Source organism: Lysinibacillus sp. ACHW1.5 (assembly GCF_022014815.1).
GTDB lineage: Bacteria > Bacillota > Bacilli > Bacillales_A > Planococcaceae > Lysinibacillus > Lysinibacillus capsici.
This window is the reverse complement of sequence record NZ_CP091777.1, coordinates 578,532-593,417: the sequence shown is the minus strand read 5'-3', so window position 1 is coordinate 593,417 and position 14,886 is coordinate 578,532. Positions and strand designations below refer to the sequence as shown.

Below are 14,886 nucleotides of genomic sequence, written 5' to 3'. Positions count from 1 at the left end.
TTTATAAGGATGCTGGCACACGATCAATATTTTCAAGCATGATACCTGTACCAATGGCTACACAATCCATAGGTCTCTCTGCAATGAAAACCGGTACCTTTAACTCTTCTATTAATAGCTGGTCCATTCCATGTAACAATGCCCCGCCACCAGTTATAATCACTCCACGATCAATGATATCGGCTGATAGTTCAGGTGGTGTTTTTTCTAAGACATTTTTAGCTGACTGGACTATCATGGCTACTGATTCATGTAGTGCACGTTCAATTTCTTCAGACTCAATTGTAATTGTACGTGGTAAACCTGTTACCATATCACGGCCACGAATATCCATTGTATCATTGCGACTACCTTTGAAAACTGTACCTATTGTCATTTTGATTGCCTCTGCAGTACGTTCACCAATCAGCAATTTATATTCTTTTTTAATATATTGCAAAATATCGTTATCAAACACATCGCCTGCTACTTTAATGGATTCACTTGTTACGATATCACCCATTGATAAAACTGCGATATCTGTTGTTCCGCCCCCGATATCGACTACCATATTTCCACTTGGTTGGAAGATATCCATTCCAGCACCTATTGCTGCTACTTTTGGCTCTTCCTCTAAATATACCTTTTTACCGCCGGATTTTTCAGCAGCTTCACGAATTGCCTTTTGTTCAACACTCGTAATATTCGTTGGACAACAAATTAATATGCGTGGCTTCGCCAAAAATCCTTTTACGTTTAATTTATTGATGAAATGTCTTAACATCGCCTCTGTCACATCAAAATCTGCAATGACTCCGTCTCTTAGTGGACGAATAGCTGTGATATTACCTGGCGTTCTCCCTACCATTTGGCGGGCTTCTTCCCCTACCGCTAATACTTTATTTGTCTTTTTATCGATCGCCACAACAGATGGTTCATTGAGGACAATCCCTTTTCCTTTAACGTGGATTAATACGTTCGCAGTCCCTAAGTCAATGCCAATATCTTTCGAAAACATTTTATAATTTCTCCTTCCCGCCAGTTCCAACTACATAACGTTCATTTTATCTCTTTATCTAGAATATTTTATCATATTCTATTGGTAATTTCACCTAAATTTAGTGAATAAGACTGTTTTCTTTTTAGGCAGTGAACGGCTATAATATAGAATTACTATTCCTTAGAAAATCACCACTTATGCTTGTCCAACACAACAAAAAAGAACGAATCATTCTTGACTCGCTCTTTCTTTCCACTTGTTTTTCGTTGCTTCTCCTCCGCGAATATGACGTACGGCCTTATGGTAGGCGAGTATTTCTTTCACTTGGTCAGCTAATCCTTCATGAATTGTTGGTAATCGCTCTGTTAAATCCTTGTGCACCGTACTTTTTGAATAACCAGTCATTTTCGCGAGGACACGCACAGTCTCACGCGTCTCAATCAGTAATTCACCGAGGCGTATGCAGCGCTTCCGAATGTGCTCATGCACGTTCTTCGTCCTTTCCACACAATTTCACAAAATGCTTTGGCAATCAGATGCACATTTGCGCATTTCTTCACCTTATGTGAGGACAAAGCTATTCAGAACACGTTTTGCATTTTCTTGATAAAATGCTGACTTTTTATGCGTTACTAGCTTTTCTCATTAAAAAGCTAGTAATTTTTTCGGATTGATATATTTTCCGTTTTCAAGAATTTCGAAATGCATGTGGACGCCAGCCGCTTGATTCCACTCGTTGTCTGTCGCTTTTCCTAATGCTTGACCTTGTGTAACCTCATCGCCTTCTTTAACAGCGATATCCTTCACAGAGCTATAATGTGTCTGCATACCATTTGGATGCTCGATCACGATCTTATTGCCTGTAAATGCGTCTAGTTTTACCTCTAGTACTTTACCACTCATAGCAGCTAGTACTTCAAACTCTTCACCATTCATAGCAATAGAGATTCCAGAAGATGTAGTAAATGTTTGATTAAATACCATTAGTGCATTTTCACGAGACTCTTCATTTGCCTCTAACTCGTAAAATTCTTGTAAGACTTGTACTTTACTAAAATTCTCTTCTTTGAATGGATACTTCATGTTTTCAGTTCGTGCATTAGTTTCCACTACAGGACCTGGATCTACTTCAGCTAAATCTGGTAAAGGAGCCTCTTCTACTTTTGATACGAGACTATTGTAACCAAATAACAATCCTGCTAGAACAAGTGCACCACCTGTGTAAACTACTGGCCAAAACCACGGTTTCTTTTGTAATTGGCCATTTTCCTTTTGATTTGGATCTTGGTTTTGAGAAGCTTTATTATTTTTATCCTCTCTCATTTTCATCACCTCTAGTTGCAGTGTGAACAACTAGAAGTTATTTTAAACATGCATCTATTTTTTTTATTTCAATATCTTGATAATAATAGTGTAAAATTTCGGCAGCTGTTTTCCCTTCATTTGCCATTGCCTCAGCTCCATACTGACTCATGCCCACTCCATGCCCATAGCCTTGGGTTTTCACATGAACCTTTCTTTTATTGGCATTAAAGATGATTGTGAAATCAGTTGATGGAATACCAAGGAGCGTTCTTACCTCTCTCCCTGTCCAGACGTTATTCCCTAGCTGTAAACGTTCTACTCGCCCAGAATCATTATAAAATAACTGGATACGGTTAAAATCACTAGGTTGCCATTGTATAGGCCAGAGCTTATTCCATTGAGATAATGTCCATTCTTGCTCAGCCTCAAACTTAGGAGATGTTTGATCAGATATACTTGTAACACTTTGCAAATATGGAATATCATTTCCACCATATCCATAAGCACTTTCTGTTTTACCATTGCTTGTTGAATGAAACATGGCTGTAATCAATTCATTATTATAAAGAATAACTTGTCCTTTTGTTTCATTGATAGCTTCGACAATTTTCTTTTCATTTCCCAGGAAATTGCTAGCCCAATTCGCCTTTCTTTGTTCTTCATCATAGAAGACTTGCTTTGCCACAGTTGGAGCAATCGCAATTTTACCGTAATTTGTCGTTTTCAACGCATATGTGCGGGCTGCAATAGCTTGTGCCTTCAGTGCCTCTTTTTTAAAAGAAACGGGCATTTCTGCAGCAACTACCCCTGTAATATACGTTTCCAAAGGGATTTTTTCTTCTTGCCCCTCCACTTCTATAAATATTTCACAAGCATTCTTATCACTAGCTTGAGGTATGATAGCCTCTTGTCTTTCACTGAACCCTACTATAGGAAGCATATATAATGCCCCAATCAAGCAAATGACACCTATACTAATCATCCATTTTTTCATAAGAAATAATATGCTAGATTTCTTGTAGTTATGAGAAAACAAAAACCCTCTGCACAAAAAGCAAAGGGTTTTACAATCTATTTAGTTTGTAGGCAATTCAACTGTTACATCTTCAATTGTCACTACTTCTTCTGTAATACGTTCAATATTAGCACCAAGAGATGCTAATTTTCCATGGAAATCAACATAACCACGATCTAAATGATGAAGTTTTGTGACACGTGTCATTCCTTCTGATACAAGACCCGCTAAAATTAATGCAGCCGCAGCTCGTAAATCCGTTGCCATTACCTCAGCTCCCTGAAGATCCACAGGCCCCTCGATAAACACAGAACGTCCCTCTATTTTAGCACCAGCATTCATGCGACGGAACTCCTCAACATGCATAAAACGGTTTTCGAATACCGTTTCTGTAATAATACTCGTACCTTCAGCAGTAAGCATTAACGCCATCATTTGTGATTGCATATCTGTTGGGAAACCAGGATGTGGCATTGTTTTGATATCAACTGCTTTTAGTGTTTGAGGAACTCGTACACGGATTCCTTCATCCAACTCAGTAATTTCTACGCCCATCTCACGCATTTTAGCTATTAAAGCAGTCATATGCTCAGGAACTGCGTTTTCAATCACCACATCTCCTCTCGTAATAGCTGCTGCTACCATAAATGTACCAGCTTCAATACGGTCAGGAATTATATGATGCTCTACACCATATAATGTATCGACTCCTTCGATACGAATCGTATTTGTACCCGCACCGATTACACGGCCACCCATACTATTAATAAAGTTTGCAAGATCCACGATTTCAGGCTCTTTCGCGGCATTTTCAATTACAGTTGTCCCCTCAGCTAAAGATGCCGCTGTCATAATATTCTCAGTTGCCCCAACACTTGGGAAATCCAAATACACATTAGCCCCTTTTAAGCGACCCTCTGTCTTCGCCTCAACATAGCCATGGCCAAATGAAATTTTTGCACCCATTGCTTCAAAGCCTTTTAAGTGTAATTCAATCGGACGTGATCCAATTGCACAGCCTCCAGGAAGTGCTACACGAGCATAGCCATTACGAGCAAGTAGAGATCCCATTACTAAAATAGATGCACGCATTTTACTAACAAATTCAAATTGAGCTTCACTTGAAAGTTCTTTTGTTGCATCTATATATACGGCATTATCTTCAGGTATATATGTAACTGCTGCGTTTAAACTTTTAAGTACTTCATTTATTGTAAAGACGTCTGCTAAATTAGGGACTTCTTTAATTACATTTTCTCCTTTTGAAGCAAGTAAAGCTGCTGCAAGGATTGGTAACACTGCATTTTTTGCGCCCTCTACACGTACTTTTCCCTGTAGTTTTTGGCCGCCAGTCACTATTATTTTATCCACCCTATGTCCCTCCGAATTCAATCTATTAACCTACCAAATTTTTATTTTAATAAAGAAGTATAATGTCATAATCAGTAAACAAACAACTCTATAGTACAACTTTTCTAACGCTCGTTCAAGCGTCCAAATCACTATTTTAAGCCATTATTAGATTTTTTGCTATTTATTTATTGTACGCTGCTAAATTTTTTTTGTGAATGACCAATAACCCGTTCGCTTCTAATACATACCCAAAGATATATGAATAAAAAACAACTTTTCACTTTTTTCTATAAAAAATGAAGTGGAAGGTACCTATTATCGTACATTTATCAATGGGTATCTTGATAGCTAATAGCGTAAAATTCATAAGAATTTAATGTATTAGCGTCTTTTTACATAGTTCAAAGGGCCACACAAATGGTATTATAAAGTCCTTTGAAGTATGTAGACCTATAAATTTATGAAAGAAAGAAACGAATTCTTTTAAAATAAATAAGGAAGTTTACCTGACCAACTAGATATTTGAAGAAAGAAATTAGATACTGCTGAGCCTATCGCAATACTAAGTAAAATATAAATGAGTTGAATTTGAAAAACTCGATTCTTTTTAAAGAGTTTTTCGATCATAAAAGCTTGTAAAGCATAAAAAGTAATAGCAATAAAAAATAGGTGGGATAAAATACCCAATAAAGCTTCTTGTCCAATTGCTTCATATATCTCCATATAGCATCCTCCATTTCTCCTTCAATATGTTTGTTCACCTTAAAAAACGGGCAGATGCGATATCTGCCCGTTAAAAATGAATTAGATATTACCCTCATGAACGTTGATACGATTCAACGCACGTTTTAATGCTAGGTCAGCACGTTTGAAATCAATGTTGTCTTGTTTACTTTGAAGACGTCCTTCAGCACGTTTAACGGCTTCTTTAGCACGTTGAACATCGATGTTTTCAGCAATTTCAGCAGACGGCGCTAAAATTGAGATTTTTTCTGGACGAACTTCAATGAAACCACCGCTTACAGCAACAATATCAGTCGAACCGTTTTCTTTTTTAAGCTTCACTGCACCAATTGCAAGTGGAGCCACCATTGGAATATGGCCTGCAAGAACACCGATTTCTCCTGAAGTTGTTTTAGCGATTACCATTGATACTTCAGAATCGTATACTGGGCCGTCGGGAGTGACAATATTGACTAGAACTGTCTTCATATTTTTTCCTCCTCGTCCCTAGTATTAAACCTCTACGCCCATGCTTTTCGCTTTTTCAACTACTTCATCAATTGAACCAACTAGACGGAAAGCATCTTCTGGTAGGTGATCCCATTTGCCATCAAGGATTTCCTTGAATGAACGAACAGTTTCTTTTACAGGTACATAAGAACCTTTTTGACCAGTGAATTGTTCCGCTACGTGGAAGTTTTGTGATAAGAAGAATTGAATACGACGAGCACGTTCTACTGTTTGTTTATCTTCATCAGATAATTCATCCATACCTAAGATTGCAATGATATCTTGTAATTCACGGTAACGTTGGATTGTACGTTGTACACCAGTAGCAATTGCGTAGTGCTCAGCGCCTACGATTTCAGGTGATAATGCACGAGAAGTCGAAGCTAATGGGTCAACCGCAGGGTAGATACCCATTTCAGATAATTTACGCTCAAGGTTAGTTGTTGCATCTAAGTGGGCGAAAGTTGTAGCTGGAGCCGGGTCAGTATAGTCATCGGCTGGTACATAAATCGCTTGAATAGAAGTTACAGATCCTTTGTTCGTAGATGTGATACGCTCTTGTAGTTTACCCATTTCAGTTGCAAGTGTTGGTTGGTAACCTACCGCAGAAGGCATACGACCTAATAGGGCAGAAACCTCAGAACCTGCTTGTGTGAAACGGAAGATATTGTCGATGAATAAAAGTACGTCTTGACCTTGCTCATCACGGAAGTATTCCGCCATTGTAAGACCAGTTAAAGCAACACGCATACGTGCACCAGGTGGCTCGTTCATTTGACCGAATACCATCGCTGTTTGCTTGATAACGCCTGAATCGCTCATTTCGAAGAATAAGTCGTTCCCTTCACGAGTACGCTCACCTACACCAGCGAATACAGAGATACCAGAGTGCTCTTGTGCGATATTGTTGATTAATTCTTGGATTAATACAGTTTTACCTACACCGGCACCACCGAATAGACCGATTTTACCACCTTTGATATATGGTGCAAGTAAGTCTACTACTTTGATACCTGTTTCAAGAATTTCAACTGTAGTTGAAAGATTCTCGAAAGTTGGTGCTTCACGGTGAATTGAATCACGACGTGCGTCTGCTGGAATTTCTTCACCTAAGTCAATTACTTCTCCAAGTACGTTGAATACACGACCTAGTGTAACTTCACCAACTGGTACTGAGATAGCTTTTCCTAAGTCTGTTACTTCTGCTCCACGTTGTAAGCCATCAGTAGATGACATCGCAATTGTACGAACAGAATCATCACCTAAATGAAGCGCAACTTCTAATGCAAGAATTGTTGGTTCTTCATTAGGACGTTCAATCTTAACTGTTAAAGCGTTATAGATTGCTGGTAATTGGCCATTGTCGAATTTAACGTCAACAACTGGACCCATTACTTGAATAACATGTCCTTTATTCATTACTGTGTACCCTCCTATCGTATTCTTATACGACATTGGGAAGCTGCTTGCCTATTCTAAGGCTGCAGCTCCACCAACGATTTCTGTAATTTCTTGTGTAATCGCCGCTTGACGTGCACGGTTATATTGCAAAGAAAGGTCTGAAATAAGATCAGTTGCGTTATCTGTTGCATTTTTCATAGCCGTCATACGAGAAGCATGTTCACTTGCTTTTCCATCTAATAATGCGCCATAAACTAAGCTTTCCGCATATTGTGGAAGTAACACTTCTAGAATTGCTTCGCCAGATGGCTCGAATTCATAAGAAGCAGTACCGCTTGCAGGGGCAATATCTGTTAATGGAAGAAGTTTTTTCTCTGTCACTTCGCTAGCAATAGCGCTGACAAAGTGATTATAGTACATATAAAGTTCGTCATACGTACCATCAATGAACATACCAACAGCATTACGAGCGATTTCTTTAATATCAGCAAAAGTTGGTTGGTCAGGTAGACCGACAACATTACTGATGACATTATGATCACGTTTCACAAAGTAGTCACGAACTACACGACCTACTGCTAAGATAACGTATTCGTCTTTTGATTTATGACGCTCGTTAATCGTACGTTGTACTTGACGCAGGATACTTGAATTGTAAGCACCTGCAAGACCACGGTCAGAACCAATGACTAAGTAAGCCGTTTTCTTAACAGGACGAGCAGTTAACATTGGATGTCCGCTGTCTTTTGTCCCTGAAGCGATCGCGCCTACTACGTCCTGAATTTTTTCCATGTAAGGAACGTAAGCTTTAGCATTTTGCTCTGCACGACGTAACTTAGAAGAAGAAACCATCTGCATTGCTTTTGTAATTTGCTTCGTACTCTTTGTTGAAGTAATACGACCTTTAATTTCGCGTAAGTTTACCACTGGTATTTCACCACCTTCTGTTTTTTAATCAAGTGACTAGCTAAGACTTATTCTGATTTAGCGAAAGTTTTTTTGAATGCATTGATTGCTGCTTCATAATCCGCATCAGGAGCAAGCTCTTTAGTAGTACGAACATGATCTAAAACGTTTGTGTGGTTTGAATCTAACCAGCTTAAGAATTCTGATTCGAAGCGAACGATATCTTGTACTGGAATATCATCTAAGTGACCTTTAGTTAATGCGTAAAGGATTGCAACTTGTTTTTCAACTTTTAGTGGTTTGTTAAGGTCTTGTTTAAGAACTTCAACCGTACGTTTACCACGCTCAAGTTTAGCAAGTGTTACTTTATCTAAATCTGAACCAAATTGAGCAAATGATTCAAGCTCACGGAATGCAGCTAAGTCAAGACGTAGTGTACCCGCAACTTTTTTCATCGCTTTAATTTGAGCAGATCCACCTACACGTGATACAGAAAGACCGGCGTTAATCGCTGGACGTACACCTGAGTTGAATAAGTCAGATTGTAAGAAGATTTGTCCATCAGTGATTGAGATTACGTTAGTTGGGATGTATGCAGAGATATCCCCAGCTTGTGTCTCAACGAATGGAAGAGCTGTAATTGAACCATTTTGATATGTTTCATTTAACTTCGCAGCACGTTCAAGTAAGCGGCTGTGTAAGTAGAAAACGTCACCAGGATATGCTTCACGACCTGGAGGACGGCGAAGAAGAAGTGAAAGTTCACGGTAAGCTGATGCTTGTTTAGAAAGATCATCATACACGATTAATACGTGTTTACCTTGTAACATGAATTCTTCAGCCATAGATACACCTGCAAATGGTGCTAAGAATAATAATGGAGCTGGTTGAGAAGCAGAAGCTGTCACAACGATTGTGTAATCTAAAGCGCCATGTTTACGAAGAGTTTCTACAACACCACGTACAGTAGATTCTTTTTGACCGATTGCTACGTAGATACAAATCATGTTTTGGTCATTTTGGTTAAGAATTGTATCGATAGCTACAGATGTTTTACCAGTTTGACGGTCACCGATGATTAACTCACGTTGACCACGACCGATTGGCACTAATGCGTCAATCGCTTTAATACCAGTTTGTAGTGGTTCGTGTACTGATTTACGAGCCATTACACCGAAAGCTGGACTTTCGATTGGACGAGATTTTGTAGTGTTGATTGGACCTTGTCCATCCACTGGTTGTCCAAGTGGGTTTACAACACGACCAATTAGTTCTTCACCAACTGGTACTTCCATGATACGACCTGTACGACGAACTTCATCGCCTTCTTTGATGTCAGTGTATGGACCTAAGATTACGATACCAACGTTACCTTCTTCTAGGTTTTGAGCCATACCCATAACACCATTAGAGAACTCTAGTAGTTCTCCAGCCATGGCGTTGTCGAGGCCATGAGCAAGAGCAATACCGTCACCAATACGGATAACTGTACCAACTTCGCTTACTTTAAGTTCAGATTCATAATTCTCAATCTGTTGTTTAATCAGACTGCTGATTTCTTCAGCCTTGATGCCCATGTATGTCACCTCTCACATTTCTAAATTATTAACCGATTAATTCACGTTTTAGACGCTCTAGTTTGTTTGCTACTGAGCTATCATAAATATGGTTACCGATTTGAACACGAATACCACCAAGTAAAGATGGATCAACTTCGTTTGTAATATTTAATGATTGTTTTCCAACAAGTTTCGCGAACGCTGCTGAAATATTAGCGCTTTCTTCTGCAGAAAGTGCACGTGTTGAAAATACTGTTGCATCTGCAGTGCCTTGTGCTTGCGCAGCAAGTTCAGCATATGCCTTAGCAATTTGTGTCATCTCGTTTACACGTTTTTTCTCAACTAGAAGTTGAACAGTGTGTAAAACTTCTGGTGTTGCACCGTTAAAGATATCAGCTACCATTTGTTTTTTTCGTTCAACGGAGAACTTAGGTGCATTTAAAAGCGTTAAAAAATCAGGAGATTCTTTTACTACTTTTGTTAGTTCACTTAAGTCTGCTCCAACTTCAGTAAGAATATTTTTTTGTTGCGCCAATTCAAAAAGCGCTTGAGCGTAACGTTTTGCTACAGTTGAATTACTCATCGAGCTTCCCCTGCCTTCGCAATCGTCTCTTCAATTAGAGCACGGTTGTCTGCCTCAGAAATCTCTTTGCTAAGGACTTTAGATGCTGCAAGTACAGATAATGAAACGACTTCATCACGTACAGCTGCAATAGCTTTTTCTTTTTCAGACTCAATTTCACGTAAAGCCGATTCTTTTAAGCGATTTGCTTCATTACGAGCTACAGTAAGAATTTCTTCTTTTTGTAATTCGCCTTGCTTCTTAGCGCCCTCAACAATCGATTGTGCTTCTGTACGAGCTTCCTTAAGAAGGCTCTTTTGTTCTTCTAAAAATTGGTGCGATTCTTTGCGCGCTTTTTCAGCTGCTTCGATTTCACTCGCTACTAATTCTTCACGTTGTTGCATAATGCCCATAAGTGGACCCCAAGCGAATTTCTTAAGTAGTAACATTAATACGATGAAAATAACTAATGTTGCGATGATATCTCCACTATTTAACGAAGCACCGCCTGCACCTAGTACAAGATTATCTAAAAACACGATTGTTTCACTCCCTTCAAGAGCTTTAACTTCAACATAATTTAGTGACTAAAAAACTACCTATTTTAAAAAGCTATATTTACACATAGCTTTTATCAGTTCCAAAATGAAGGGCGAAGTTTCATCTGGAGAATCCTGCTTCGCCACTAGTAAAATTCAGTGTTCAACTGAATTATTTGTTCATTACGATGAATGCTACTACTACTGCGATGATCGGTAGGGCCTCAACTAATGCAACCCCGATGAACATTGTAGTTTGAAGAACGCCACGAGCTTCTGGTTGACGAGCGATACCTTCTACTGTTTTTGATACGATAAGACCGTTACCAATACCTGCACCAAGTGCACCTAAACCGATTGCGATTGCTGCTGCTAATAAACCTAATGAACCTGTCATTTGAAAATTTCCTCCTTGGAATTGTTTGTTTTTGTTGTTCAAGCATAGGGTATATGCTTTATATTAATGGTCATCGCTCACTTTATGAGCCATGTAAACCATTGTTAACATTGTGAAGATAAAGGCTTGGATAAAGCCGATGAAAATTGAGAAACCTTGCCATGCCATCATTGGAACGATTGCCCCGATGAATCCCACAGCACCTGATGATGCTAAACCTGCAAGTAAGCCAAGTAAAATCTCACCCGCATAAATGTTACCGTAAAGACGTAAACCTAATGTTAATGTGTTTGCAAATTCTTCTACTATTTTAAGTGGGAACATGAATGACATTGGTTTGAAGAATGTACCAACATAATGACCTGTACCCTTCATTTTTACACCATAGAAATGCGTTAAGACTAATATCATTGCTGCTAATGTCATCGTTACTGTAGGGTCAGCTGTTGGTGATTTCCACCATAGCTCATGCCCATAGACAATTGAGAAAGGAAGACCTAGTAAGTTAGATACTGCGATAAACATAATTAGTGTGATGCCTAGAACGTGGAATCGACCACCAGTTTTCCAATCCATGTTGCTTTTAATGATATTCTTAACGAAATCCATAATCCATTCCATAAAGTTTTGCATACCAGTAGGTTTTAACTTTAGGCTTCTAGTTGAAATAAAGGCAATTAAAAATACGATAATTGCTGCAACTAGTAACATCATAACTGTTGATAAGTTAAATGTTAAAAAACCGACTTCTAGTAACGGAGCTTCATGATTCATTGTTATTTTTCACCTCTCTTTCTAATTTAAAGCACATTAGCGGTTCCTTACATGTGACACAATTCTCTCGACAAAGAGAAAAACGTACGGAATCATTAGCCCTATAACCGTGCTAATTAAGTGAAAATAGTTTGGCAACGAAATGGCTATTGCGACTGCCGCAACACCTGATCCAAAGCGAAGCGCTGTACCAAGTGAGCCTATTTTCTTCCCTTCACTAATGGATCTGTCAAACTTCTCCATACGTCGAACTAAAATCCAAAAATTATACGTACCAAAGAATGCACCGACTGCGATGCCCGCAAAAACAGTTTGATAGGGGGTAAATCCCCAGCCTAATGCGCAGAGTGCAAGCAAAAAAAATAACGCCCTCTTCTGCACAGCAAAAATGTGATGCAAATCTAGCATTGGTTGTAATCTCCTGAATCATTTTTTCGAGTAATGAAAACGTTTGCTGACCACTATGTGAAATCAGAAAAGAGCAGTGAAAAGCACTACTCACAGCGGAATAGTAATGGGAGAGTCATTTCAATTACAGGTGTAAATGCCCAAAAAATAACTTACACCCCTTACCGACTCGGTAAAAACCGAAACGCACAAAACGTTGCAAATCGACAGTCTTATTTTGAACTGTCAATTTAGTAGAAAGTTGATATAACAAGTGTTTCAACGTCCTATTTATGAACAGAAACCCTTATCATTCTTACCCTTTGTAAGCATACAATAGGTGATATTTGAAGTCAATTGGTAAAGGAGAAAAACTTCACAGCCTCTATACTCTTGTCAAATTGTTGACAAATTTGTGTATGAAATTTCATAGTTTCAAAATTTCTCAACCTTCTCACGCATTAAAAAAGCTAATTTACGACAAGATTATGCTCGTAAATTAGCTTACCCATTTCAACAGGTACATTAGACTTATTTTTAATATAAAATATAGTATATTAATTAGTTTTTTGTAAAAATCCTAGCAATGCTTCAACAATACGCTTAGATGCATGTCCATCCCCATATGGATTTGATGCTTTAGCCATTGCTTCATAGGCATTATTATCTGTTAGTAATTCCTTTGCTAAGGCGTAAATTGTTTCCTCTTCTGTTCCTGCTAGCTTTAATGTTCCTGCTGCAATTCCCTCTGGACGTTCTGTCGTATCTCTAAGAACAAGCACTGGCTTTCCTAATGAAGGTGCCTCTTCTTGTACACCGCCTGAATCCGTTAAGATCATATAGGAATTAGCCGCAAAGTTATGGAAATCAAATACTTCAAGCGGTTCAATTAAATGTACTCGTTTATTATTCCCTAAAATTTCATTAGCAATTTCTCTTACAGCCGGGTTCATATGAACAGGATAAACAACTTGAACATCCTCATGTTCTGCGAGTATTCTAGTAATCGCTTTAAACATATGGCGCATTGGTTCACCAAGATTTTCGCGACGATGTGCTGTTAATAAAATCATGCGATCTTTCCCGATTTTATCTAAAACAGGATGTGAGTAGTGTTCACTGACTGTTGTTGCTAATGCGTCTATTGCTGTATTACCTGTAACAAAAATCGTCGCTGGATTTTTATTCTCATCTAAAAGATTCTTTTTAGATACTTCAGTTGGCGCAAAATGTAAATCTGCCATCACACCTGTTAGTTGGCGATTCATTTCCTCTGGATATGGTGAATATTTGTTCCATGTTCGAAGTCCAGCTTCTACATGGCCTATAGCGATTTGGTTATAGAACGCAGCGAGACTTGCAATGAAAGTCGTTGCTGTATCACCATGTACCAAAACGATATCTGGTTGTGCTTCCTTCATTACTTGATCTAAACCCTGTAATGCGTTTGTCGTTACATCAATTAATGTTTGGCGATCCTTCATTATATTTAAGTCATAGTTTGGTGTAATACTAAACGTTTCTAATACTTGATCGAGCATTTGGCGATGCTGTGCTGTTACAGTTACAATAGATTCTATTTGCTTAGGATACTTTTGTAACTCCAAAACAAGAGGAGCCATTTTAATTGCTTCTGGTCTTGTACCAAAAATCGTCATTACTTTCCATTTTTTTGTCAAAACGATCTGCACCGTCCTTTTTGTTATTGTAGGGTAAGACCAATCTCCTGTTGATGAAGGATTACTTACCTACACATACTATGAAACGCCCTTCAATTTGAAGGACGCTTTCACAAGTTATTAGTTTCCTAAATGAGGAAATTTCATGTATGGATTTTTATTTTGTACCGAATAGACGGTCTCCAGCATCACCTAAGCCCGGTACAATATAACCATGGTCATTTAATTTTTCATCAAGAGCAGCAATATAAATATCTACATCCGAATGTTCTTCTTGAATAGCTTTCACACCCTCTGGTGCAGCGATTAAGCACATGAATTTAATGTTTTTAGCTCCACGTTTTTTCAGTGAAAGAATTGCCTCCACTGCAGAACCACCAGTTGCAAGCATTGGATCTACAATGATGAAATCACGTTCTTCAACATCTGCAGGAAGTTTTGCGTAATATTCAACTGGTTTTAATGTTTCTGGATCACGGTAAAGACCAATATGACCAACTTTTGCAGCAGGGATAAGCTTTAATACGCCATCTACCATACCGATACCTGCACGTAAAATCGGTACGATTGCAAGTTTTTTACCAGAAAGTACTTTTGTTTTTGCAATTGTTACAGGTGTTTCAATTTCAATTTCCTCTACTGGCATATCACGTGTAATTTCAAATGCCATGAGTGTTGCCACTTCGTCTACTAGCTCACGAAATTCTTTTGTTCCTGTATTCTTGTCGCGAATATAAGTTAATTTGTGTTGGATTAGTGGATGATCAAATACATAGACTTTGCTCAAAGGGATTCTC

At 38.5% G+C, this 14,886-nt stretch carries 17 protein-coding genes; all 17 read right to left on the bottom strand.

Annotated features, from left to right (window positions below; translation table 11 throughout):
- Nucleotide 1: 1 nt before the first annotated feature.
- The 17 genes from L6W14_RS02775 to upp all read right to left on the bottom strand — a co-directional run bounded on the left by L6W14_RS02775 (nt 2) and on the right by upp (nt 14,876).
- Nucleotides 2-997 (bottom strand): rod shape-determining protein, encoded by a 996-nt coding sequence (locus L6W14_RS02775; protein ID WP_004269486.1) that lies wholly within the window; start codon nt 995-997, stop codon nt 2-4.
- Nucleotides 998-1,207: 210 nt separating this feature from the next.
- Complete coding sequence (locus L6W14_RS02770; RefSeq protein WP_004269485.1) at nt 1,208-1,468, bottom strand: sporulation transcriptional regulator SpoIIID; 261 nt, start codon at nt 1,466-1,468, stop codon at nt 1,208-1,210.
- A gap of 156 nt (nt 1,469-1,624) precedes the next feature.
- The gene (locus tag L6W14_RS02765; RefSeq protein WP_048395635.1) at nt 1,625-2,302 is read right to left on the bottom strand and encodes a M23 family metallopeptidase; all 678 of its coding nucleotides are present in this window, start codon (nt 2,300-2,302) and stop codon (nt 1,625-1,627) included.
- A 37-nt stretch (nt 2,303-2,339) separates the two neighbouring features.
- Nucleotides 2,340-3,278 (bottom strand): stage II sporulation protein D, encoded by a 939-nt coding sequence (gene spoIID, locus L6W14_RS02760; RefSeq protein ID WP_237899270.1) that lies wholly within the window; start codon nt 3,276-3,278, stop codon nt 2,340-2,342.
- An 81-nt stretch (nt 3,279-3,359) separates the two neighbouring features.
- Complete coding sequence (murA, locus tag L6W14_RS02755) at nt 3,360-4,670, bottom strand: UDP-N-acetylglucosamine 1-carboxyvinyltransferase (RefSeq protein ID WP_036076091.1); 1,311 nt, start codon at nt 4,668-4,670, stop codon at nt 3,360-3,362.
- 465 nt (nt 4,671-5,135) lie between these two features.
- On the bottom strand, nt 5,136-5,375 hold the full coding sequence (locus L6W14_RS02750) for a DUF1146 family protein (RefSeq protein ID WP_004269481.1): 240 nt from the start codon (nt 5,373-5,375) through the stop codon (nt 5,136-5,138).
- Between the two features lie 81 nt (nt 5,376-5,456).
- Nucleotides 5,457-5,864, bottom strand: coding sequence for a F0F1 ATP synthase subunit epsilon (locus L6W14_RS02745; protein WP_016992762.1), 408 nt, complete (start codon nt 5,862-5,864; stop codon nt 5,457-5,459).
- Nucleotides 5,865-5,888: 24 nt separating this feature from the next.
- Nucleotides 5,889-7,304 (bottom strand): F0F1 ATP synthase subunit beta, encoded by a 1,416-nt coding sequence (atpD, locus tag L6W14_RS02740; RefSeq protein ID WP_004269479.1) that lies wholly within the window; start codon nt 7,302-7,304, stop codon nt 5,889-5,891.
- A gap of 51 nt (nt 7,305-7,355) precedes the next feature.
- Nucleotides 7,356-8,213 carry an ATP synthase F1 subunit gamma gene (gene atpG / locus L6W14_RS02735; protein WP_004269478.1) on the bottom strand — a complete coding sequence of 286 codons (858 nt, stop codon included), beginning with the start codon at nt 8,211-8,213 and terminating at the stop codon, nt 7,356-7,358.
- Between the two features lie 47 nt (nt 8,214-8,260).
- Nucleotides 8,261-9,769, bottom strand: coding sequence for a F0F1 ATP synthase subunit alpha (gene atpA, locus L6W14_RS02730; protein WP_004269477.1), 1,509 nt, complete (start codon nt 9,767-9,769; stop codon nt 8,261-8,263).
- 28 nt (nt 9,770-9,797) lie between these two features.
- On the bottom strand, nt 9,798-10,334 hold the full coding sequence (locus tag L6W14_RS02725) for a F0F1 ATP synthase subunit delta (protein WP_036076089.1): 537 nt from the start codon (nt 10,332-10,334) through the stop codon (nt 9,798-9,800).
- Nucleotides 10,331-10,852, bottom strand: a complete 522-nt coding sequence (gene atpF, locus L6W14_RS02720) for a F0F1 ATP synthase subunit B (protein ID WP_016992759.1) — start codon at nt 10,850-10,852, stop codon at nt 10,331-10,333. Before atpF ends, L6W14_RS02725 begins: the two co-directional genes overlap by 4 nt.
- Nucleotides 10,853-11,024: 172 nt before the next feature.
- Nucleotides 11,025-11,249: a F0F1 ATP synthase subunit C gene (gene atpE, locus L6W14_RS02715; protein ID WP_004269474.1), complete on the bottom strand. Its 225-nt coding sequence runs from the start codon at nt 11,247-11,249 to the stop codon at nt 11,025-11,027.
- Nucleotides 11,250-11,312: 63 nt separating this feature from the next.
- On the bottom strand, nt 11,313-12,023 hold the full coding sequence (gene atpB, locus L6W14_RS02710; RefSeq protein ID WP_004269473.1) for a F0F1 ATP synthase subunit A: 711 nt from the start codon (nt 12,021-12,023) through the stop codon (nt 11,313-11,315).
- 36 nt (nt 12,024-12,059) lie between these two features.
- Nucleotides 12,060-12,431 (bottom strand): ATP synthase subunit I, encoded by a 372-nt coding sequence (locus tag L6W14_RS02705; protein WP_004269472.1) that lies wholly within the window; start codon nt 12,429-12,431, stop codon nt 12,060-12,062.
- Nucleotides 12,432-12,967: 536 nt separating this feature from the next.
- Nucleotides 12,968-14,089: a non-hydrolyzing UDP-N-acetylglucosamine 2-epimerase gene (gene wecB, locus L6W14_RS02700; protein ID WP_131520796.1), complete on the bottom strand. Its 1,122-nt coding sequence runs from the start codon at nt 14,087-14,089 to the stop codon at nt 12,968-12,970.
- 157 nt (nt 14,090-14,246) lie between these two features.
- Nucleotides 14,247-14,876: a uracil phosphoribosyltransferase gene (gene upp, locus L6W14_RS02695; protein WP_237899268.1), complete on the bottom strand. Its 630-nt coding sequence runs from the start codon at nt 14,874-14,876 to the stop codon at nt 14,247-14,249.
- Between the last annotated feature and the right edge of the window lie 10 nt (nt 14,877-14,886).